Source organism: Marinicellulosiphila megalodicopiae, from assembly GCF_045862395.1.
Lineage (GTDB): Bacteria > Pseudomonadota > Gammaproteobacteria > Pseudomonadales > Natronospirillaceae > Marinicellulosiphila > Marinicellulosiphila megalodicopiae.
The window spans coordinates 1,103,263-1,127,191 of the sequence record NZ_AP023087.1; the positions used below are offsets into that span (position 1 = coordinate 1,103,263).

Annotated in this window: 20 protein-coding genes; 17 read left to right on the forward strand and 3 right to left on the reverse strand. The window is 36.6% G+C overall.

The window, feature by feature from the left end; genetic code table 11:
• Positions 1-2 precede the first annotated feature (2 nt).
• From TYM08_RS04700 to TYM08_RS04710, 3 genes are all read left to right on the forward strand, one after another.
• Positions 3-1,721: an ATP-binding SpoIIE family protein phosphatase gene (locus TYM08_RS04700; RefSeq protein ID WP_422381813.1), complete on the forward strand. Its 1,719-nt coding sequence runs from the start codon at positions 3-5 to the stop codon at positions 1,719-1,721.
• Between the two features lie 2 nt (positions 1,722-1,723).
• Entirely contained in the window at positions 1,724-2,074 is a 351-nt protein-coding gene (locus TYM08_RS04705; protein ID WP_422381814.1) for an Hpt domain-containing protein, read from the forward strand.
• A 65-nt stretch (positions 2,075-2,139) separates the two neighbouring features.
• Positions 2,140-3,810 carry a flagellar hook-length control protein FliK gene (locus TYM08_RS04710; protein WP_422381815.1) on the forward strand — a complete coding sequence of 557 codons (1,671 nt, stop codon included), beginning with the start codon at positions 2,140-2,142 and terminating at the stop codon, positions 3,808-3,810.
• Positions 3,811-4,081: 271 nt separating this feature from the next.
• Here TYM08_RS04710 and TYM08_RS04715 read toward each other — a convergent pair whose 3' ends face one another.
• Together TYM08_RS04715 and TYM08_RS04720 are read right to left on the reverse strand one after the other, a co-directional pair.
• On the reverse strand, positions 4,082-5,476 hold the full coding sequence (locus TYM08_RS04715) for a hypothetical protein (RefSeq protein WP_422381816.1): 1,395 nt from the start codon (positions 5,474-5,476) through the stop codon (positions 4,082-4,084).
• Positions 5,477-5,551: 75 nt separating this feature from the next.
• The gene (locus TYM08_RS04720) at positions 5,552-6,523 is read right to left on the reverse strand and encodes an IS1595 family transposase (protein ID WP_422381817.1); all 972 of its coding nucleotides are present in this window, start codon (positions 6,521-6,523) and stop codon (positions 5,552-5,554) included.
• Between the two features lie 211 nt (positions 6,524-6,734).
• Here TYM08_RS04720 and TYM08_RS04725 point away from each other — a divergent pair, with 211 nt between their 5' ends.
• Positions 6,735-7,571, forward strand: a complete 837-nt coding sequence (locus tag TYM08_RS04725; RefSeq protein WP_422381818.1) for an HDOD domain-containing protein — start codon at positions 6,735-6,737, stop codon at positions 7,569-7,571.
• Positions 7,572-7,637: 66 nt separating this feature from the next.
• Here TYM08_RS04725 and TYM08_RS04730 read toward each other — a convergent pair whose 3' ends face one another.
• A complete protein-coding gene (locus tag TYM08_RS04730; RefSeq protein ID WP_422381819.1) occupies positions 7,638-8,753 on the reverse strand; it encodes a hypothetical protein in 1,116 nt (371 codons plus the stop codon).
• Between the two features lie 37 nt (positions 8,754-8,790).
• Here TYM08_RS04730 and murI point away from each other — a divergent pair, with 37 nt between their 5' ends.
• The 13 genes from murI to ccsA all read left to right on the forward strand — a co-directional run bounded on the left by murI (position 8,791) and on the right by ccsA (position 23,929).
• Positions 8,791-9,612 carry a glutamate racemase gene (gene murI, locus TYM08_RS04735; protein ID WP_422381820.1) on the forward strand — a complete coding sequence of 274 codons (822 nt, stop codon included), beginning with the start codon at positions 8,791-8,793 and terminating at the stop codon, positions 9,610-9,612.
• A gap of 8 nt (positions 9,613-9,620) precedes the next feature.
• The gene (locus tag TYM08_RS04740) at positions 9,621-10,145 is read left to right on the forward strand and encodes an elongation factor P hydroxylase (protein ID WP_422381821.1); all 525 of its coding nucleotides are present in this window, start codon (positions 9,621-9,623) and stop codon (positions 10,143-10,145) included.
• Positions 10,146-11,251: 1,106 nt separating this feature from the next.
• Positions 11,252-14,779 carry a glycoside hydrolase family 6 protein gene (locus tag TYM08_RS04745; RefSeq protein WP_422381822.1) on the forward strand — a complete coding sequence of 1,176 codons (3,528 nt, stop codon included), beginning with the start codon at positions 11,252-11,254 and terminating at the stop codon, positions 14,777-14,779.
• A 521-nt stretch (positions 14,780-15,300) separates the two neighbouring features.
• Positions 15,301-16,836 carry an ATP-dependent RNA helicase RhlB gene (gene rhlB / locus TYM08_RS04750; RefSeq protein WP_422381823.1) on the forward strand — a complete coding sequence of 512 codons (1,536 nt, stop codon included), beginning with the start codon at positions 15,301-15,303 and terminating at the stop codon, positions 16,834-16,836.
• Between the two features lie 107 nt (positions 16,837-16,943).
• Positions 16,944-18,026 (forward strand): 4-phosphoerythronate dehydrogenase, encoded by a 1,083-nt coding sequence (locus tag TYM08_RS04755; protein WP_422381824.1) that lies wholly within the window; start codon positions 16,944-16,946, stop codon positions 18,024-18,026.
• Positions 18,019-18,918 carry a class I SAM-dependent methyltransferase gene (locus TYM08_RS04760; RefSeq protein ID WP_422381825.1) on the forward strand — a complete coding sequence of 300 codons (900 nt, stop codon included), beginning with the start codon at positions 18,019-18,021 and terminating at the stop codon, positions 18,916-18,918. Before TYM08_RS04755 ends, TYM08_RS04760 begins: the two co-directional genes overlap by 8 nt.
• Complete coding sequence (locus tag TYM08_RS04765) at positions 18,905-19,369, forward strand: GFA family protein (RefSeq protein ID WP_422381826.1); 465 nt, start codon at positions 18,905-18,907, stop codon at positions 19,367-19,369. Before TYM08_RS04760 ends, TYM08_RS04765 begins: the two co-directional genes overlap by 14 nt.
• A complete protein-coding gene (locus TYM08_RS04770) occupies positions 19,366-19,875 on the forward strand; it encodes a paraquat-inducible protein A (protein ID WP_422381827.1) in 510 nt (169 codons plus the stop codon). The genes TYM08_RS04765 and TYM08_RS04770 overlap by 4 nt, the downstream gene beginning before the upstream one ends.
• A complete protein-coding gene (locus TYM08_RS04775) occupies positions 19,872-20,954 on the forward strand; it encodes a DUF2333 family protein (RefSeq protein WP_422381828.1) in 1,083 nt (360 codons plus the stop codon). Before TYM08_RS04770 ends, TYM08_RS04775 begins: the two co-directional genes overlap by 4 nt.
• A 22-nt stretch (positions 20,955-20,976) precedes the next feature.
• Positions 20,977-21,642, forward strand: coding sequence for a nitroreductase (locus TYM08_RS04780; RefSeq protein ID WP_422381829.1), 666 nt, complete (start codon positions 20,977-20,979; stop codon positions 21,640-21,642).
• A gap of 174 nt (positions 21,643-21,816) precedes the next feature.
• A complete protein-coding gene (gene ccmA / locus TYM08_RS04785; RefSeq protein WP_422381830.1) occupies positions 21,817-22,476 on the forward strand; it encodes a cytochrome c biogenesis heme-transporting ATPase CcmA in 660 nt (219 codons plus the stop codon).
• Positions 22,466-23,131: a heme exporter protein CcmB gene (gene ccmB, locus TYM08_RS04790; protein WP_422381831.1), complete on the forward strand. Its 666-nt coding sequence runs from the start codon at positions 22,466-22,468 to the stop codon at positions 23,129-23,131. The genes ccmA and ccmB overlap by 11 nt, the downstream gene beginning before the upstream one ends.
• Positions 23,132-23,140: 9 nt before the next feature.
• Positions 23,141-23,929, forward strand: a complete 789-nt coding sequence (gene ccsA, locus TYM08_RS04795; protein ID WP_422381832.1) for a cytochrome c biogenesis protein CcsA — start codon at positions 23,141-23,143, stop codon at positions 23,927-23,929.

The following is a 23,929-nucleotide window of genomic DNA, read 5'->3' on the forward strand; positions in this document are numbered from 1 at the left end:
ATATGGCTGAACAAGAATCGTTAAAGATATTAATAGCAGACGACAATAATGCCGATCGGATGCTTTTAAGTGCCATTGTAAAAAAAGAAGGGCATGAAGTTATAGAGGCAGTTAATGGCGTTGAAGCTGTTAATCAATTTATAAATTTCAAACCCAATTTAATTTTGTTAGATGCTTTGATGCCTGAAAAGGATGGATTTGAGGCAGCTCAAGAAATTAAAGCGTTGGCAGGAAATGAATTTATTCCCATCATTTTTCTAACCTCCTTGCAAGATGCGAAATCATTAGCAAGATGCTTAGATTCAGGAGGGGATGATTTTTTATCCAAGCCCTATAATCGCTCAATTTTAAAAGCCAAAATTAATGCATTTGAAAGAATGCGGTCAATGAATCAATTAATTCAAACTCATGCTCAACAAATGCTTGTTGAACAAAAAGTTGCCAAAAAGATCTTTGACAATGTCGCGCATTTAGGTTGTTTGGATTCAGAAAATATTCAATATTCGTTATCACCATTATCTGTATTTAACGGAGATATTGTTTTAGCCGAACGTAAACCTGATGGTGGAATGTACATTTTTATAGGAGACTTTACTGGCCATGGATTACCCGCAGCAATAGGTGCTATGCCACTAGCTGAAATTTTTTATGGTATGACAAAAAAAGGATTTTCAATTCATGAAATTTTAATAGAAATTAATACAAAACTAAGACGAATATTACCTGTGCAATTTTTTTGCTGCGCGGCAATGGTTGATATGGATTTTATTGAAAAGACAACGCGGATATTTGTTGGCGGATTGCCACCTTTGTATTTATATAGAAATGACACTCAAAATATTGAGAAAGTGAATTCGAACTCCGTTCCACTTGGAGTGATGACCAGAGAAAGTTTCAAACCCAATATTCAAAATATTCCAATGCAAGATGGCGACAAAATATTTTTATGGTCAGATGGAATCATAGAGTCTCGTGCCAAAGATGGAGAAATGTTTGGGGATGAGCGACTAGATCGTTTGTTTGATAGCTGCGAAGATCCAGATAAATTATTTAGTTATATATTAAAAAGTGTGGATAAATTCATGGAAGGTGGCGAGAGGGATGACGACATTACATTAGTTTGTGCCTCCATGGTGGATATTAATAGTTTAAGTACTGAAGAAATTGAAGAGTCTAGCGAGATATTAGGTGGGCCACTTGATTGGACCCTTGTGTATGAATTAAAATCTCAAACTTTAAGAGATTTTAACCCGTTGCCATTAGTTTTGCAGATTGTGACTCAGGTTGATGGTCTGAAAAATTTTAGTGGACAGTTATATACTTTATTAGCAGAATTGTATTCTAATGCCCTAGAACATGGTGTTTTAGGTCTGGATTCAAAATTAAAAAGCAGTGCAGAGGGATTTGGTGAATATTACTCAATGCGAAAAGAGCGCTTAGACAATCTTGTAAATGGGTTTGTAAAGGTGAAATTGAGCCATACACCCTTAAACAATAATGAAGGTGGCTGCCTAACAGTGAGTTTTGAGGATTCAGGACCTGGCTTTAATTTTAAACAGTTAATAAATAATGACCATAAAACAGATGGTTACTGTGGCCGTGGATTACCTCTTATTAGAACAATATGTAAAGATTTTTATTACGAAGGTAATGGCAATATAGTTAATGCGGTTATACATTGGCCGCAATTAGATGAACCCAATCAAAAGTTAGTAGGATGATTATGGTAGATGCAATAGAACGTCATGTTGATGTAGACGCAATCGAGATGCTTAAAGAAATAATGGAAGATGACTTTGTGTTGCTTATTAATACTTTTTTAAACGATGGAATAGAGCGAATTAGTCAAATTCAAGATGCCGCTCAATCCCAAGTTGCCGATGAAATAAGACGAGCTGCTCATAGTTTTAAAGGAAGTTCGGCTAATATTGGGGCGCATAAATTACAAGGTTTCTGTTTGGAGTTGGAAAATGCAGGCGCTAGCAATGCTTTAGATAATATACCTCAAGTCATTAGTGAAATTAATAGCGAATTTGAAACAGTGACTCAAATATTAAAAACACATTATTTATAATAATTGTTTAATATTTGGCCTATGCTTTGCAAATAACGAGTTAACTATGTTAAAGAGAACTCATTATGCAACCGATGTTAGGCGTATCTTTTGTTAATACTCAAAATACCTCCCCCTCTCAAAGTGGCACTATTTCCCCGGTTGAACCTGCCAATAGTGGTACTAATCGTGATGTTATTGTTAAGAAAAATGATTTCACCGATATTTTTAAACAGCAAGTTAATCCATCGGAAGTTTCCTCTAGTCTACAAAAAAATGAATCGGAACTCACTCTAAGTGACGGCGAACAATTGCCAATGCCACTTTCCTTGATCGGCAATAATTTAGACAAAATTCAAACTCTTGATGAACTTAAAAATGAATTTGAACAAAATGGTTTAAATCCTGTATTTTTTGAAATAGATATAAACTCAGATAAGAAAATAGACATCCAACCTGCAATGGATGATGGAATGCAACAAACATTATTAACCGATTATTCAAATATTTTTATTTTACAACTACCTTTAAATCAAATGGGTGAAAATAATCTTGAAGACATGGAATTGAATATAAGTGCAACATTATTAGAACAAATTAATGATCAACTCAAAGCCCTACAAAAAAGCAATGAAAATTCGTTTGATCAAATAAATGAACAAACTGTATTAACAAATATTCAATGGAGTAAAAATGACGGAACATTAAATAGCATGAATCCACAAATAGAAGATGGATTTAAGCTTTGTTTTAATGAAATAGACTTCAATCAATTAAATAAAGTTTTGAATGGTATGAAGGAAATCAATGAATTTGGAATTCAAGATGGTCAGCAAATAAGTTTAATCGTGTTACCAAATACATTACAAAATGAAAATTTAAATTCATTAAATGAAGAAGCTAAAAAATTAGAATCCAATTTTATTTCAGAACAAATATATTCACAGGCAAGTTTTTTAGCTAAATCAATTGATAATGAATCAGAAAAATTAACTCAGAGCTCTTTTGTTAATACCTCTGTGGAAATTTTAGATAAATCGAAACAAACAAATGATTCAAAATGGTTGAGTCAATTAAACCCTATAATTTCAGATGGAAGTGAAATAAGTGAAAGTGAAGTTGATTCAAATTTAGATACACCTGATTTGGAATTAGAAAATATAGGAAATAAAGAAGAAGGCAAAGCTAAACGAACGATTTTGGCTGAGCAATTCAATCAAGGTGATAAATCAGGCAGTGCTAAAAATGCAACAATAGAATTACCGCCAATAAATTTAAGTGATGCCAAGCAAACAAGCCAATCAATTAAACTGGCTACAACTGAATCCGCATCATTATTAGAGACGGTTTTACCTCAAAAGCAAGCAATGAAATTAACTGAAGAAGTTGGCAGCAGAGTTATGATGTTGCATACACAAAAAATGACTTCTGCATTTATTCGATTGGATCCACCTGAACTTGGTGCTTTAGAAATTAAAGTTGAGACAAATGGTGATGAAGCAAAAGTGACCATTGTAACTTCTCAGATTAACGTAAAAGAAGCGCTAGATAGTCAAGCAAATAAGCTAAGAGAAATGCTACAAGAACAAGGGTTTACTCAAGTTGATGTGGATGTGAAGGAGCAAAATCAATCCCAGCAAGATGATACAGAAGAGTCTAAAATATCTGGTAATGGGTTGAGTGAAGACGAATTAGAAGATCAAGAATCCGCACAAGTACAAGAAAAATCCGTACATTTGGTGGATCAATTTGTTTAATTGTATTAACAGAAGTTTAACCATCGATGATTTTTCCAATATTTAAGATGATCATCAGTGAATTTTTTGGACCGATTATCCGTATTTATTTTGATGATTGAATTTTTTAAAATAAAAAAAATTAAATTATAAAAGTGGTATTAATATTATCGATAGACAGGTTTATCTGACGATTGCCTTTCACTAATTTAAAAATGGATAAAGAAAACTACATAGTACTTAAAGGTTGCGTGAATAAATTAGATAGGAGGATGGAGGCTTTTATTTTTAATTATTCTGTCCATATTCCAAAGTCAGCTTCACAAACCTGACTGAGTCTTGATATTTGTTCGGCGGTACTTTCAGCCGAAAATTTTAAAGGGTTTTGATAATGCGTGCGTCTAACTTGGGTATCAACAATGGCACATTGACCTATGTATGCACCATTTAACTGAGTCGTTTGAGAGCAGCGGTTATTAACATGAATATATGTGTCGTTCTCATCGCAGTTTTTAATTTCTGCGCCATCTAATAATTCTATACATAAATTTAAATCATTTTTTGTAATAGATTCAGGGCGGCAACTCCCTGTATTTCCATAGGTAGCAGGGGTGTTTTCATCGCGGTCCAATGTGATAATTGCCCCTCGAATTGATCGCTCACCTGTACTTGCAGTTACTTCAACAATCACATCATAAATGCCACCTAATCTTAATGTGCCAGAGTGATTTGTATCCGTCCAAGTTGTAATGTTTGCATCCGGTGCAATGATGAAATGTTCAAAACTTAACGTGACTGAAGGCAGTGTGGTTGAAGTTTGTGAAGTGTCAATTTCATAAGTAAAAGGCGCCGATCCATTTACAGACGGATTAATTTCCAATGTAATATTAATGACTTCAGATCCAGAAGGTGATGCCCTTGGATAATTAGATGCATTTTGCATTTCCGCTTCTAATACAATATCAAATGCTTGTGCATCAAACTCTTCATTGATTAATTCTTCAAGGGGAATTTGAGCCAATAAATTTTGATTATTATCTCTAATAAATAACAGGCTATTTGTGAAATCCAAATCATAATTTATCAGCTCATGCATTAAATCTAATGGATTGCTAAATGGATCAGCTAAATAATTATCGATGCGGATACTGCCTGAAGATACTGGCCAAAATGGGCGCAACACTTCTGCTAAATTAATTTCAATTAAATTAAATGTTGTTTCATCTAATAATGTTTGTGTTGTTGTAAAGCACTGGGTGTCGATGCAAGTGTTCAGATCAATGTTTTGATCACTTGCAAGCCAAATCTGGCTAATAATGTCAGTGGTTGGGTTGATATTGACAATACCATCAAATATGGATTCTGCTAAAAAATATGCCGAATGTAATGTGGTGATCTCTCCGATTGAATTGACATAAATAGATTCAAGCCAACCTTGGTTTGTATCAACATCATTTAATATATAATCGCCATTTCGGTTAGCGCGAGTACAAATTGGCTGTGCTTGTAAGGTGCAAAGTGATGCATATTGTGCGGCAATACCGATTGCTGTATTGCCACTTAGTTGGTGGTTGATTAGCCCTGTTTCGTCAATAGGGGGCTCTGTTTGAGTAGAGCAAGCAGTGATCACCAGCGCATATAAAGTAATATATGTTATTAAAAATAAGAATCTAGAATTAAAAGACATAATGTTTCATTGACGAATTGGGTGAATATAGATAACAGCAAAACATTGGCCAATCGATTATTCAATTGGCTATGTTTAAAAATTGTGTTGCTGTATCTGCAACAGCTTGAATTCTAACAATTTTTCCTGCTCATTTAAATTTTCAGAAAACACCTGATATTTATGCCAAGCCAACATCCTAAACCAGCCCAGATATTTCGGTAAATACTTACTCGCCACCCCATGCATTTTTAAATACCACTGCTTCAATTGTGAGTGATAATTGTTGATATTTTGAATATGAAACACGCCTTCTTTAGTACGCGCATTAGTTAACACAATATGATGCAAATGATGATTTTCACAAATTCGATGATACGCAGGCTGGCCGTCGGTGCATAAAATCGATTCATCCACAATTTTTGAGCCTAAATACATCTCGATTTCGTCACCGGTTACCTGCTTTAAAACATGATCAAACTCGTGATGATTCCGGTCCATCGCGGTTAACACTGCCACCCAATCTGTATTATTAAGCCCTTTTGTTGAGGCTTTTGTGCCGCGTTTTCGCGCTGGCCGATTAAGGTGTTTGTCGCCTTTTTTAGATTCTCGAAAGTAAGTTTCGTCAGCCTCAATAATGCCTTCAAGCCTGTCTTCAAAGGTGTTTTCGGCTGCATTCATATAACGGTGGCGCCAGTTAAAAGACGTCACCGAACTGATGCCCACTTTTTTAGCACAAACCCGAATGCTGTCTTGGTCCAGCATGTGCTCTAAATAGGCTTGCCAGTCATCGGCTTTGTGCTGATAAAAATACGCACTGCCTCTTGTGCAAACAAATGTTTTTTGGCAATGATTACAATAAAACCGTTGGCGGCCGTTGCTTTTGCCGTATTTTCGCAAACGCTCACTTTCGCAATGAATGCACTTTCCATGAGAAATGCACTCTTTGGCTAAACGCTCTAATATGGGGTTTTCTTGCAATGTTAGTGTTTGGACAAGCTTTTGTTTTTGTACCGGGTCTAATTTAGCGGCTTGTTTTATTAATTTTTGAAATTGTTGACGGTTCATACTTCGATCTATTATTAAAGTATAACTTTAGGATAGATCGTTAAATGATTATTGCTAGTAGCAACAACAATGTTAAACATAGCCACTTGATTAATTAAGTGGATGCATGAATATCAGTTTACCCATAGATTTACAAAAAATTACATACCGCAGCCCTATAAGATTCAAAAAATAACCTATTCTAAAATAAGTAAGCAATAGAGGAATTACTATGAGTTTTGCTAATTTATTTACCAATGCAAGTGCGTTACCTAACATCCCTAAAGTGGTTCAAGAATTAATAGAAACCTTCGATAATCCTAATGTGGATTTTGATGAAGTGTCCAATAAAATATCCATGGACCCAGTTTTAAGTGCAAAAGTATTGCGTATGGCAAATTCTGCGCATTTTGGCATGCCAAGAACCGTAAAAAATATATCCGATGGTGTAGTGTTATTGGGGTTTCCAGCATTACGAACTATGGTGCTAGCCTCTGGTATTGCAGGTTCTATGACCATACCTGAATCATTAGATCGTAAAGCATTTTGGCATCGAAATTTTACAGTGGCTGAAATCACTAAGCGGCTGGCTAAATACTGTAAAGATGTTGATGGTGAATCTGCTTTTACAGCCGGTATGATTCACGCGATTGGCGAATTATTAATCCATGCTGGAGAACCAGAAAAAGCCAAACAAATAAAAGAAGTTTTAAATAGTGGAGGTAAATTAAAAGCCACAGAAGATTCTGTGTTGGGTTATAACTATTCTGATGTCAGTACCGAACTTGCTAAAAGATGGAAATTTCCAGAAACGGTAGTGGAAGGATTAAGACACCAGTGCGCGCCTGAAAAAGCCGAGCAATTTTCAGAGATTGCCGCTTTAATTCGAATCAGCAAATACATCTATGAAGCCATGTTAAATGAAGTTGATGAAACTCAAATAAAACGCGACTTTCCAATTGCTTTGGCAGTGCAATGTCAAATGGATACTGAAACCGTTTTACAAAATATAGCTGAGGTATCGAGTTTAGAAACTGGTTTTGCAAGTATTATTGACGGTGTGGATTAAAAACTCAATCCCAAATATGTTTGAAATATACAAAAAAGCCAACATTTAGTTGGCTTTTTTGTTTGCCTAGAATGAATCTGTTAATTCAAATTCTACACGTTGGTGCATTACACCATTTACTCTGATACTAATAAAGTGTGTGCCCGCGTGATGTGTTCGAGTGCTCATTTGAGCAAAAGATTGGCTGGCTTTTAATTGTATCGTTTTACATTCTATCGTTTTTTCAGACCAGTTAAATACCTTTTGATTATGTTTATTATTGGCTTTTAAATAATCAATACAATATTCAACTCTAATTTTTCCTAATGGTTTCTTTGATTTAATTGTTGCATTAAAGGTGAGTTTTTCACCAATACTTAGCGTTGTTTGATCAATGCTAAAATCAATAACAGCAATGTGTTTAGGGTTGGAATAATCAAATAACTGTAGTGCTCGAATATTGGCTTGTTTTAAAAGCACTCTGCAAGCATGTTTAATGATCCAATCGATATCTTGGGTTTTGTGATTATTACTTTCGCACCAATTCAGCATTAAATCTGGATGGTCTTTGCTGATATCATTTAAATTATTAGCCACTGAGCGCCTAACATAAAGGCTGTCATCTTCGCATAATCGATTTAAAATTGGCCAAATTGGATCTGGGTTATGTTTTAGTTCCGTTAGTGCTTGTGCCCAGGGCAATCTTGGACGACAACCTTCGCTTGCCAATCGACGTACATGTTCACTTTTATGGTTACAGCAAGATAATAAAAACGACATGGTTTGAGTTGGAAACTGTACAATAAATGCTCTGATAGCAAATTCACTCGTACTGTTTTGAGTGACACAAATTAATGCATCAAATGCAATATCTAAACACGATTGTTGCTTTATAAGATCATAACTAAAAAATAAATCAGTGATCATTTGTGGGATAAACATACCTAAAAATGCATCGAATTCCTTGGAAAGTTGCTTTATGATTGTGCAGGCTTTTGCAAAGTCACTTTGAGGTATTAAACTTAAACAAACGAAACCTGCCCGGTTCATGCGTTGTTTTAATTCCAATTGTTCCCAGTCATCTTGCATAAATAAGGTTAATATATCTTTTTGTTTGTTTGCCAATGGTGATAATGTCGCTATTTTTTGACAAAGCAATTGAACAAAATCTTGGTTATATTGGTCTTTAAGTAATTCAGCCATAATTAATCATTTATTTAAAAAGTTAAGAGTAATAGACATGCAAAACGCAATTGGCGTATTTGATTCTGGATTAGGTGGGCTTACTGTTTTAAATGCTGCCATCAAACTTCTGCCAAGTGAACAATTTATATACGTAGCAGACAGTTTACATGCTCCTTTTGGAAATAAAAGCGATGATTTTATTTTAATGCGCTGTTTAATAATTTGTGATTTTTTTAAACGACAAAATGTTAAATGTATTCTTTTGGCATGTAATACTGCTACTTTGGCATGTGTTGCCAAGCTACGCGAAAAAATCGATGTGCCCATTGTCGCAATTGAACCTGGGTTAAAACCTGCAGTGCTTGACTCCAAAACCCAAAACATATTAATGCTTGCTACCCATAGCACATTACAGTCAACCAATTATCAAAACTTGGTGACAAATTATGCTAAAAATTCTGTGGTTCATACTAAAGCTTGTAATGGCTGGGTTGAGTTAGTAGAAAGCGGGCGTTCGTTTTTAACTCCAGTCTCACCTGATACGCTTCAGTTAATTGAGCAATATTTAGAGATTTTAAAAGACGAAACCATCGATCAAATTGTGCTTGGATGTACCCATTATCCTTTTTTAAAACCATTAATTTTACAATACATAAAAAGCATCAATCGTTTTAAAACCTTAAATGTTGTCGATACATCCGATGCGGTTGCTAAACAATTACAAAATATATTAAAGATACACAATTTATTAAATGAACCTGACAATCAAAAAAAACCGAAAATAGTTGAATGTTATAGTTCTTCTGATAAAACACAGTCGAGTCTTTTACAATCATTATGTAATAGTCCAATTCAATTTTTAGGGCAGTTTGAATAATGGAATCAATGCGTAAATATCTTAATACCGTTAATGCAACCGATGATGAAACCTGTCGCTTATTGACTGATGCATTATCACAAATATTACCAGAGGTATTGATAGAAGGCGGTGCTGATGAGCCTTTTTATAAAGCTGCAAAAAATAACGACAAAGCAAAAATTATTTATAGAAGTAACTATCCTCGAAGCCTATTACACGAATTATCACATTACTGTTTGGCAGGAAATAGAAGAAGGAACATTGATGATTTCGGATATTGGTATTCACCCTGTGGTAGATCATTTGAAGAACAACAACGTTTTGAATTAGTAGAAGCTAGACCACAGGGATTAGAAAAAGTAATGTGTGAGTTGGTTGGACTTAAGTTTTCACCAAGTTTGGATGATTTTTCAGGCATGCCGAATTCACAAATGTTTTTAAAAAAATTAGAAGAATCTTATCAAGAGATGACTTCTAATCCTCCATCCACAGCTAGTAAAGTGTTGGAAGGTTTGAAATTGTTTAAACAGACTGCCTGGACAAAAAACTAATCTAAGTAGGTGTAATAAGTAGGTGTAATAAGTAGGTGTAAGGAGTGTAAGGAACAGTATCGTTGATCGGTTTTTGAAATGAGTAAAGTCACTTGCCTAATGATACTTTTCCTACACAAACAGTGTTGTGAAACAACTGATTTTCCGCGGCCAATAGTCGAAGCGGAATTCTTTACTCTTTTTTAGTAAATTCATACTTGTTTCGTCTATTTAGTAAGTATCGGCAAAAATGACCTTAAAATTATACCGATCCCATCAATACTTGCGATTTTAATAAATCGATCATCGATTTTAAACTGTTTCTCTAGTGGCTGTTCAATCGATTTTTTTTGCTTAGTTAAAATTTACAAAATAGTTAAATTACTTTGTATCGTTAATTGTGTATTAGAATCAGTAAAGTCTTGATGGATTTTTTCAATAGTGAGCTTTTTTATCACCTGATTGTTTAACCGAATATTTAGGTGTCGATTATTAATTCAATTTTATTTTTGATAATCACCTTTCTATTTCTATCCTATTTCTATTTCTATTTCTATTTCTATTTCTATTTGTAAAGTCGATGACACAATTATTTAAATGTAAATCGATTCGGCCATATAGTTTCATGTTAAACCCCTTTTTTGTTTCGTTAATTTAATTTATTCGCACACTTATTAAAATGAAACTGATTATGGGTTTTTCTTTATGATTATCACCTTAGATTATTAGATTTCTATAGGCGGAAAAAGTAAATAGATACGAAATAGCGTATTAATTTTAGGATTGTTTAGTGTTTTTTCTCGGATGTGTGGATTTTTTTAATAATTACATTCATTGATAAAATGCCCTTTTGTTTAGTTTGTTTATTGTTTGTTATTTAAGTTTTTAAATCTTTAGAACTAGGATGTTTTGACGAATAAAAATCAGAAAAACACCTACAATTAATTTATGTTTATAACCATTAAAGTCCAATTTTATATTTAAATTGTGAAAACCTTCGCAACAATTGAAATGCAAAATGATTCCTCCTCATAATTACAATCTGATTATATTCCTACAGTGTTTGTATCATTAAAGTAACACTCATAAATTTAAATTATATATTCTATTAGAAGAGATCGAATACTATGAATGCAAAACACCCAATTAATAGGAACACTTCGCCCGCATTTAAACTGTCCGCATTGTCCTTTTTTATTTTAGCAGCGGTTAGTTGTACCTCTGCAAATGATGAAAATTCACAAGCCGATGACAGTACAATTAGCATTACAGAAACACAAACAGGTACCGAAACACAAACAGCCACCGAAACAATTACAGAAAACACACTGCCAGAAATTGAAGTATTGGGCACGCCAGCATCACTTACTGGCACTGCACCTTTTACGGTTATGCTCGATGCGTCCAACACAACCGATGCCGATATGGACGAACTTTCATTTAGTTGGGACCAATATGAAGATGGCAGTATTGAATCAACGGACATTAAAACTGCTTTAACATTTAATGAAGTGGGCACACATTCAGTTAAGCTGACAGTTTCTGATTCTACGGGGGTTAAGACTGAAATAATTTCAGTAAATGTTACCGACCCTGCTGTGGACAATCCACCCGTGGCGGATATTCGAGTGATTGGATCCTTAACGGGTGAAGGCAGTGTAATGGCTATCTTAGATGCGTCTGATTCTAGCGATGATCAACCCGATCACACTTATGCATGGGCAGTTGACGGTGTTGATATTGCAAATGACACACATTCATTTTCTCAAATTTTTTCTGTAATCGGATCTTATGAGATTACCCTTACAGTGACTGACAGCATTGGTCAAACTGACCAAGTAACAAAAACAGTGACGGTTCAACAACAAAGAATCAATGGCGCGCCAATGGCGGATCTGTCTGGAACTGGTCCAATTGTGGGTCGTGCTCCTTTAACTGTATTGTTTAAGTCCTCTCACTCAACGGATGATGACGGTATTGCTTCTATTTCATGGGACTTTGGTGATGGATCAACCTCTATGGAGGCCAACCCTAAATATGAATACCAAGCAAACGGCACTTATACAGCAACACTAACCATTACGGATACTGATGGATTAACCGATGTTAAAACCATCGATATCACATTGCTTAATCAAGTAATTTCTGGTGAGCCACCTGTGGCGCATATTTTAACCAGTACTGCTCGCGGTGAAATTCCATTAAGTGTCACCTTTGATGGCAGCGCGTCGATGGCGCAAGGAAACATCGTCAGTTACGAATGGGACTTTGGTAATGGCAGCTTTAAATATGGCCCCGTTGTAAACCATGTATTTACACAAGGCTTAGAAAATAAAATCTATTTAAGAGTGACTGACGATAAAGGCTTAAGTCATGAAACATTTACAGAGGTGGTTTCAGTATTAACGGTTCCAACAGGTAAAATTGGCGAGCCGATGCAAACTGACAATAACCCATTTGAGCACTCTGCTTTTTATGTCAGCCCAGATATTAAAGTCTTACAAGATGAGTCCTTACAGAAAATTGATAAAGACACGCAACCGTCTTTATATAACGACATTCAATTTGTGCAACAAATGCCTTCTGCGGTTTGGTTAGATAGAACCGTTGCCATTTATGGCGGAGACTTAAATGACGGTCGTCGTCCATTGTCTAAATTTATTGCAGGTGACAACAACACATTAGAAGGCCATCTTGATGAAGCGGCCGCTCAGCAAGACGCATTAGCAGTGGAAGGCATCAAACCACCGATGACCGCTGTGATTATTGTGTATAACTTACCTGACAGAGATTGCGCCGCATTAGCATCAAACGGTCAGTTAAATGAAACCAAAGATGGTCCTGATGCTGACTCATTACCAGATGGCACGGGACTTGAGCTATATAAAACGGAATATATTGACGTCATTAAACAGGCGTTTGCTTTGTATCCTGATATTCGAATTGTGGCGATGTTAGAGCCAGACGGATATCCAAATATGATCACAAACATCGATCCGTTTGTTACCGCAACCGATGATTGTAATGCTGTCAATGAAGCTGGGGTTTATAAAGATGGTCTTCAATACGCAATCAACGCATTTCATGATATGCCAAACGTTTACACCTACATCGACATTGGTCACTCAGGCTGGTTAGGTTGGGACAGTTTAGATACCGACAACCTTCAGCGCTCAGTTATTGGCTTTACCGATCTAGTTGCCGGTGCCACTGAATCGGGCGACTTAGGTGCCATTCGTGGATTTGCATCAAACACATCAGGTTACACCCCCCTTCAAGAGCCCTATGTTTCATCTGAACACAGCGCCCGTCAAAACCTAGTGCCATTTTATGAATGGAACCGTCATGTCGACGAACTGAGTTTTATCGATACCATGTACAAACGCTTTACGATAGGTGACGTTGCAAAAGGCGATGGTTCTACGGTTAGAGTGATTGAGGGTCAAGGTTTCCCTGAGAACTTAGGCTTTATTATCGATACTGCGCGTAATGGCTGGGGTGGACCTAACCGTCCATCTGGCGAAGGCGCGCCCATTCAAAAAGACGATGCGGCTTATCGAATAGACACGCGCGTTCATCGTGGTCACTGGTGTAATGTGAACAACGCAGGTATTGGTGAAATTCCACAAGCTGCACCGGATGCTACTCGTCCTTATCTAGATGCGTATTTTTGGATGAAACCACCTGGTGAGTCCGACGGTATTTCATCATTAACCGATGGCGCAAACGACGAAGGTAAATCATACGACCCAATGTGTGGTGGCGAAGCTAGCAACTCAACAGGCATTGCGGCAAATGTGATTCAAGGCGCGCCTCACGCAGGGCATTGGTTCCATGAGCAGTTCATCATGTTAATCGAAAATGCCTATCCTCCATTAGGTGTAAAAGCCCCTCAAGGTGGATCGGATGCCGCTTCTTTTGTTGATGATTTTAACAGCTACAACGTGGCAGGCACTCCACAAGGCATTTGGACTGAGGAGCTAAAAGGAGAAGCATCATTAGAAGTGGTGGATGACGTATATTATGGTTTGGTTGGTAATGCGGTTAAATTTTCAGCCGCTGAACAAGACCGCAACAACGACATGATCGCAACGATTAACCTTGCCGAAGAAGACATTGAAAGCACAGCCACTAACCAATATGGTCGAGTACGTATCAATGGCATAGATACCGGTGAATATGAAGAAGCCCAATGGAATTTCTTAACATTTAAAGGCTCAAAATCGTCACGCCAATGGTGGAATATGCAGTGGGGTATTGGCGGTTATGAAGGGTATTTATCAGCCTCTGTAACGGTGGCAAACGGCAATGGCGCCGCTGAATGTCAGCTTGTGTCTTCTACCCCTATTCCAAAAGATGAATGGGCCTGTGTGGAATGGCACATGGACGTGAACAACAACACTTTAAGTATTTGGTCAGATGGCGAGCTAGTTGAAGATCTATTAATTGATATCAACAGCCCAGGTTGCTCAAGTGAGTCGTGGATTGCACCGGATTCAATAACTGGTGTGTCGTTGGGACTTGCTCGTTACCGCCCAACTAACAGTCAGCAAGTGGTTCCTGAAACCGAACCTAAGCCAGATGTAAGTGTTATTATGGATGACTTTGCCATTGGTGGCAGTCGTTTAGGGTGTAATAACGTTCGCACACAATAGGCAAAAATGAATACCAAAAACCCCAGTCTAATTTATTAGGCTGGTTTTTTATGAGTAGTTCAAATCAAGACTTCCCCCACACGTTTTGTGGATTTTATTAGGAAATATAGAACACATAGAAAGGAAAAAACATTGAAGGAAAACTGAAGAGACATTTGACGAAATGAAAAAGCGGCTTAGAATCCTTCCTGTTTTACTTGACCAGTATATTTTCTAATCTCTTATAGAAAACTAGGGATTAAACATGGAGCTCAAATATTTGTCGGGGACTAAAATTAGGCTGTCTTTGTTAAAAATATTGTTAAAAATATCAAATTTATACCTAAATTGATCGCAATATATACGACAGCCAATAATGAACTTCAATTACAAATAATTGCTGCAATTATGACTAAGTTACAAAATCATAGCGCCTTAGCGCTTAAGATGTATCAATTAGGTGATTTATGCGACGCATTGACATAGAATGCCCCTAACTTAAAATCCACCTATTAATCGATCCAACACAAAGAGAGACTATCGTGACTCAAGACAAAACTAAACCATCTTGGACATTAGAACAATTTGTTGTAGAAGAACAAGAAGGTAAATCGCGCTTTCACGATTTTGAATTACCAATACAAGTTATGCGCGCTATATCTGATTTGGGATATGAATATGCCAGTCCCATTCAAGCTCAAACCCTACCATTTGGTTTAGCTGGTATGGATTGCGTTGGTAAAGCACAAACAGGTACAGGTAAAACAGCCGCTTTTTTACTGACCTTAATTACCGACTTTTTAGATAATCCATTAAAAAAACAATACGACTCAGAGCCTCGCAGCATAATTTTAGCCCCAACACGTGAATTAGCCATGCAAATTGCCGACGATGCAAAATTGTTATGTAAATACACTAAGCTAAAAGTAGTGACTATTGTGGGTGGGATGGATTTTGAAAAACAAAAACAATCTCTAGAGCAAGATACTATTGATATATTAGTGGCAACGCCTGGCAGATTAATTGATTTCATCAAACGTAAATCAGTATTTTTAGATCAAGTTGAAACCTTGGTTATTGATGAGGCGGATCGTATGTTGGATATGGGGTTTATTCCTGATATTAAACAGATCGTTCGTGCTACCCCTAAAAAAGAAGATAGACACACATTATTATATTCGGCGACATTCACAGATGATGTTTTAAATTTAGCAAAAGCTTGGACAATTGACGCTCAAATGGTTGAAGTGGTCAGTGATGTACAAACTTCAGATAACGTAGATCAAAAAGTATATTTAGTATCCAACGAAGAAAAATACCCATTATTGCTGTCTACTTTAAAAGGTGAGGATGTCGAGCGTGTCATCGTGTTTGCTAATCGCCGTGATTTGGTTCGTAAACTTCAAGAAAAATTGAAAAAAGATGGCCTAACCTGTGAAATGTTGTCTGGTGAAATCCCTCAGGCAAAACGTGTGAAAACATTAGAAAAATTCAAAGCCGGTAAATTGAAGTATTTAGTGGCAACCGATGTTGCAGGTCGTGGTATTCACATCGATGGCATCAGTCATGTTGTTAACTTCACATTACCTGAAGTCGCTGAAGATTATGTACACCGTATTGGTCGTACGGGTCGAGCTGGTAAAAAAGGCACATCTGTAAGTTTTGCCTGTGAAGATGATTCATTCTTATTGCCTGAAATTGAAAAATACATTGGGCAAAAACTAAAAGCTGAATATCCGCCAGAGCCTAATGCAGAAAAGCCTGAAGTGGTTGAAGCAAAAGTTGAAACGCCAACTGAAGTAAAAGCAGAAATAAAAGCTGAGCCTGTTGCAACTGAGTTAAAAACTGAAACACCTGTTGCTGATGAAACTAAAGTTGAAGAAGCTAAAGTTGAAGAGGCTAAAGTTGAAGAAGCTAAAGTTGAAGCAGCACCTGTCGCTGAGCTAAAAGTGGAAACAGCTGCACAAACGGCTAAGCCTGTTGAAGCAACTCCTAATGCTGAAACGCCAGTTGATGTCAAAGTGGAGCAATCACCTTCTGAAGTTAAACCTGAAGTTAAACCTGAAGAAAAAGCTTAACTTTAAAAAATGAAAAAGAAATAGTAACGTGATCGTTGTATTTCTTTTTCATTCATTTTTCAAAATAATCCTTTCTAAAATTAAAAATCTTCCAAATCTTAAAAACTATGAATATTCTCGCTGATGAAAATATGCCTTATATTGAACAATTATTAGCGCCGTTAAACGCTAATATTCAATTTAAATCCGGCAGAAACATAACCAATGACGATCTATCAAAAACCGATGTTTTGTTGGTTCGCTCGGTAACTCAAGTTAATTCCTCATTATTAAAAAACACCCCTGTTAAATTTATTGGCACTGCCACTATTGGTGTGGATCATATTGATTTGGATTATTGCCAAGCACAAAATATTCCCGTGGTATCAAGCCCTGGTTGTAACGCCGATGCAGTGGCCGACTATGTGATTTGTGCATTGTTACAAGTAATTGATGATTTTAGTGGGCAAAATATTGGTGTGGTGGGTTTGGGTAATGTAGGCACAAAAGTAAGCCAACGATTAAAAGATTTGGGTGCAAATGTTGTGGGCTACGATCCATTTTTAAAAGAACATGACACAACATTAACCACATTAGATGATGTGCTAAATCAAGATATTATTTGCTGTCATGCTCCTAAAACAATGGGGGGTGAATTTCCTACGTTTCATTTATTAGATGAAAACAATATCAATAAAATAAAATCCTGTAGTATTTTGTTAAATGCGGGGCGAGGTGAAGTGATTGATCAATCTGCATTATTAAACAGAATGCAAAAGCAAAATGACTTAACGTTATTAATGGATGTCTGGGAAAACGAGCCTCATATAAATATTGAGCTTATGCCATTTTGCAAAATAGCCACAGGCCATATTGCTGGATACTCACAACGAGGCAAAGTGAATGGTTCTCAAATGGTGGTAGAGGCACTTTTTAAGTTTTTAGATAAAATGGATTTGTTTAAAGCGTTAGATGTTTTAGAAATTAAAGACATTCAAAATCAAAATTTAAGCTTAAAACAGTTTTGTGAAAAGATGTATGACATCAAGCAAGATGATTCAAATTTTAGAGCTTCTCAGTTACATACTGACAGCCATATTCGCGGTGTTGAATTTGATCAATACCGAAAAACCTATCCAATTCGTGATGAATTTATTCAGTATCGTTCACTTGACGCATCACTTATTAAAGCAGGGATGAAACATGTCTAAACAAATATTAGATCCTCAACAATTTGCAAAATTAATTCAATCTCGAATTTCTATGACCGATCAAGCAGTGCGTCTGTTTCATGGTCGTGGCGGCTGTTATGAAGGGTTGGAATTTAATATTGATTATTACCCTCCTTATTTACACTGGCGTTTTTATGAACAACAAGACAATGTTGATGAATTAATAAATGCGCTAGAATTTTTGGGTGTCGAGAAAAAACAGCACATTTTACAGAATCGTTTTGAACAGGGCTCGCCCATTTCGATGCTAGAAGGTGAGTTGATTGATCAGTGGAAAACCAAAGAGCTGGATGTTGAGTATCATTTAAAGCTGGATAAACAAAACCCAGGCATATTTTTAGATATGCAAAACGGCAAGCAATTTGTAAAAGACTTTGCCAAGGACAAAAAGATTTTAAATTTGTTTTCTTATACCTGCGCGTTTTCATTGGTAGCCTGTGCAGGTGGCGCGAAAGAAGTCATAAATGTGGATATGTCCGCAGGTGTATTAAAAGAAGGGCAAAAAAACCATCAGCTCAATAACTTCACACAAAAGGTTCGATATTTAAAGCACAACATTATGAAGTCCTTTGGTAAATTAGAACGACTTGGCCCTTATGATTTAGTTGTGATTGACCCGCCTTCTTTTCAGCGTGGCAGTTTTGAAGCGTTACGTCATTATGCGAAAACCGTAAGACGCGCCAGTGAATTTGATTGTACTGACTATTTATTTTGTTTAAATGATCCAAAGGTGCATGTTGATGAATTTAAAAAGTGGATTGCCAGTGAGCAAGAAAATTTAGTCTTTGTTAAAAGAATTGATAACCCTCAATGGTTAGAGGAAATAGATGACAATTACAGTTTGAAGGTTTTGCATTATGTTAAACAATAATCAATCACGCGAGAATCCAGAAAGCTATTGTGGCAGTTGTTTGTGCGGTCAAATTACCTATCAGCTTAATCAGTCTTATTTTGAACCATTAGCCCATTGTCATTGCACGATGTGTCGTAAATTTCACGGTGCGGCGTTTGCAAGTTTAATGACTGTGGATAAATCTAAACTTGTATTTTTATCAGGCGAGTCATTATTAAAAACCTTTGAATGTGAACGTGACAGCGTTAAAACAAAAAGACGTTTTTGTGGTGAATGTGGCAGCAGTTTATTGTTTGAATCATCATTTAACACTGAACAAAATACAGTTGAGTTAGCCATTGCATCACTGGATCAACCCATAGAAATATTTGTAGACGGTCATATTTACACAAAAGATAAAGCAAATTGGTTTGATATTAATGACACCTTGCCAAAATATTCCTGTTATAGAGGAAGTGAATTGGCATGACTTTGGTCCAAAAACAAAAATGGCTAAAAATTGGCAGTGTGGGTTTAACCGTTTTAAGCGTGTCATTGCTTTTTATTGCATTAAGTCAGCCTTTTATACGAATAACTAAATTAATGTTATTTAATAAAGATACATCGTTACTGAAAGGATTTTTTGCGATGTTTGAAGAAGGTGAGTGGTTATTGCTGCTGATTGTTTTAATGTTAACGGTTGTTTTGCCATTGTGTAAAATTATCACTTATGGCATGTTGCCCTTTGTGGTATCTGCTTTACAATCGCGACTTCTAAACGTGTTGAATGTTTTATCTAAATGGGCGATGCTTGATGTGTTTGTCGTGGCTATACTTGTTGTAACCGTTAAACTTGGAGCGCTGGCTCAAGTGAGCTTACTTCCTGGTTTTTATTGGTTTATAGCAACATTATTTAGCTCATACTTATTGGCGTTTTGGGTGCAATATTTTAGACAGGTTGAATCAAATTCAGGCAAAGAACAGGAAAGCATATGATAGAAAATAATGAGAATACTCAGTCAGATTCAGCCTCAGAGCAATCTTTTGAGCCAAATTCACAACAATCCAAATGGCAGGTAATTAAATCGAAATTGTCATTTGATGGAGATCATTCAATTAAACATCCAAAGTCCATCTTATTTGTATTGTCTATATTAGTTCTTATTCAAATTATTTATGGTTTGTATGTTTCACAAAATCCTAATGTATTTGATGTGAAACAAACCGCACAAAATTCTTACGAATTAACAGGTCATACTGCTTTAATGCCAATAGGGTATACAAGTACCGTTACCCTAACTGAAATTGCAGGCACGTTAATAAATAAACCTGGTGGCTACATCACTAACGACATTTTTCCGTTGAGTTTGATTTTAGATAATATGCCTAATTGGGAGTTTGGTGTGTTGGTTCAAGTTCGAGATTTCTCAAGTGTGATGCGTCAAGATTTCAGCCGTTCCCAAAACAATTCAACCGAAGATCCTAATTTATCATTAGCTGAACCATCATTTAACCAAGACAGCAATAAATGGATTTTTCCTGCTACAGAAAAAGTCATTAAAGAAGGTATTGGGTTTACTAAAGCGTATCAAGCAAATTTAGCTAATCCTGAATTAAAGGTGGCACAATTTTATGCTCGATCTGACAATTTAGTTGTTTGGCTTAAAAAAGTGGAGAGTCGTTTAGGTAGTTATTCTCAACGATTAAGCTCTGCTGTCGATCATCCAAATAAATCTGCTCAAACAGATGAGCAAGATACACCAAAAGTAACAAGTACCTGGACTCAAATTGATGATGTGTTTTATGAAGCAAGAGGAGCGAGTTGGGCTATTTTGCATTTGTTGAAATCTGCCCAAGTGGATTTTGATCAAGTATTAACGGATAAAAATGCCCACTTCATTTTGCAGCAAATTATTTTAGAACTGGAATCCACTCAACAAACGGTTTGGTCCCCTATTATCTTAAATGGTGACGGATTTGGTATTGTAGCGAATCACTCTTTGGTGTTGGCAAACTATATCAGCAGAGCAAATGCTGCATTAAGTCAATTACAAAAGTTATTAGAAAACGGCTGATTCACACTTAAAAGAGAAAACCATGAACGTCGAACAAGCCTTAGTAGCACGTCATAGCGCACGTGCTTTTTTATCTAAAAATGTTGATCAATCACTTATTGAAAAAATACTAAAATTTGCGCGTTTCGCACCGTCAGGTGTGAATGCCCAACCATGGAACGTGGCGGTAGTAAGTGGCAATAGTAAAAAAGTGCTTGATCAAAAACTAATGGCCGAATTTGATCATTCGGGTAAAGGCGAATTAACCTATCAATATTATCCGACCAATTGGATTGAACCTTTTAAATCTCGTCGAATAGCATGCGGTAAATTGATGTATGAAACTCTAGGGATCAAACGAGAAGATAAAATCGGTCAAATCGAGCAATGGAAGGCAAATTATCGAGCATTTGATGCCCCTGTTGTGATGTATTTCTTTTTAGATAAAAACATGCAAACAGGATCCTTTTTGGATTATGGCATGTTTATTCAGTCGATCATGCTTATGGCCACACAAGAAGGGTTAGCAACTTGTCCTCAAGCTGCATTGGCTGAGTATCCTGAAATTATTATTCAGCATTTAAATAAGAATAATGACACCCAGCTTATTTGTGGGTTGGCATTAGGTTATGAAGATTGCGAGCATAAGGTTAATCAGTACCGTACGGATAAAATTGAGCTCGAGCAGTTTTGTGAGTTTTTTGAATAAGAATTGTGCGAACCTTTAAAAGCTAACCTTGTATGCCTTTATAATAAAAAAAGCTACAATGCGTCACATTTTTAAGCCTGACTTGGGAACGAAATTTGACATACTCTGTCAGGTATAATCCATTGTGCTTTTTTTAATAATTTGGTGTGATAATGATTCTATTGAGTATGCAAGATGACTAGTTGGATTCAAGCTAATAACTTGACCTCAATTCGACAAAATCGAACTCTGTTTGCTCAATTAGATTTCAGCATTTCAGCGAAAGATTTAATTCAAATTAAAGGCGTCAACGGTGCGGGTAAATCCACATTAATGCGTTATTTAGCTGGTGTGGGTCAAGCGGTTGAAGGGGACTTAAAAATCTCTGAAGCGTTTGCTTTATATGATGGGCAAATTGATCGCGCTAAAGTATTGTATCTTGGGCACCTTCCTGCCATTTCTACTCGATTAACCGTTTTAGAGAATCTTCGATTTTTAGCACAAAAATCAGGTTTACCCTATGACGATGCTTCGTTATTTGCCGCTTTAAAACATGTCGACCTTATTAAATTCTTAGATCAAAGTGCATTAGCATTGTCAGCAGGGCAAAAACGACGCATCGGTTTGGCGCGTTTATATTTAGAGCAACGCAATATTAAGCTTTGGTTATTAGATGAACCCTTCACCGCCCTTGATTTACAAGGCGTGGCAAAATTAGAATTAAGAATTGATGAGTTCACTAAACAAGGTGGCGCCGTGGTGTTAATTACTCATCATCAATTCGAGCACCCTGATTTAAAAACAATCATGCTGGGTCATCAATCACAGGAAACCATGTATGTGGATGACATTTAAACACACCTGCTCAAGAGAGCTGCTTTTATCCTCTCGCAGAAAAGGCGAGCTGTTTAATCCGCTTGTGTTCTTTTTTACGATTATGCTGTTGTTTCCAGTTGCGGTTAGTCCTGATCCAGAGTTGTTAGCGCAAATTGCTCCAGGTGTCATTTGGATCGCAGCGTTATTGTCATTAATGTTGTCACTTGATGGTTTATTTCGTGACGATTTCCAAGATGGTTTTTTAGAGCAAATGCTGATTTCACAAGATTCTTTAGTGATCTCAATGTTTGCAAAAATCCTTTGTCATTGGTTAGTCACCGGTTTGCCCCTTATTTTAATGTCACCTGTGATCGCCATCATGCTTTCACTGCCAGTTAGTGCCATTGGTGTGATGATGCTGGGTCTGCTATTTGGTACAATTTGGTTCAGTTTTATTGGAGCCATTCCTGCTGCTTTGACAGTAGGGTTACGTAAAGGCGGTCTATTATTAACCATCTTAGTATTACCCATGATGATTCCATTATTGAGCTTTGGCTCCCTTATGATCAAACAACAAATTAATGGTGAGGTATTTTCAGCAACCGCCTTATTGTGTGCAGGATTAAGTTTATTAGCGATGATGCTAGCGCCGTTTATGGCGGCGGTTTCATTACGTATTAGTTTAAGTGAATAGAGGTTTTATATGTTAAATACTATCTGGAAGGCGATTGTCGCTTGGTTTTTAAAGTGGGGCTCGCCTAAGTGGTTTTTTGAACAAAGTAAAATTTGGAGTTTGATTTCAGGTTTACTCGCCACATTAATGGTCAGCAGTGCTTTTATTTACGGTGTATTTTATAGTCCATTAGAAGTAAAAGGTCATGCAAGTCGAATCATTTTTGTGCACGTGCCTACTGCTTCGCTTTCTATGTCGATGTATTTTGCCATGGCAATTATGGGTGTAATTGCGCTGGTTTGGAAAATGAAAATGGCCAGTGTTGTGTTAAAAGCCACTGCTCAAGTCGGTGCAGGTTTTGCCGCATTAATGTTTATAACCGGTGCCATCTGGGGGCAGGCTGCTTGGGGGCAAGGCGTGGTATGGGACCCTCGTTTAATCAGTGCTGCAGGTTTGGTGCTTTTGTATTTTGGAATTTTAGCGTTGTATTACGCAATCGAATCTACCGATCAAGCCGACAAATCTGTAGCTGTACTAGCGATATGTACGGTCGTCATTGTCTTTTTAATCAAATTTGCCGTGTCATTTAGTGATGATGAAATGGCGTCTATTCATCAGCAATCAAGCAGTTTGTATTCAGGTGACGAGTCAGCAGTAGATTGGAATTATTTAGCGCCATTATTAGGTAGCATCTTTGGGTTTTATTTTATGGGCATGTCATTGGTTTTACGTGCCGCAAGAGCTGAAATTTTGGTTCGCAATCGTACTGCAAAATGGGTACAAGCTTGGTTTGATAAAGCATTAGGGCAGGAGAAATAA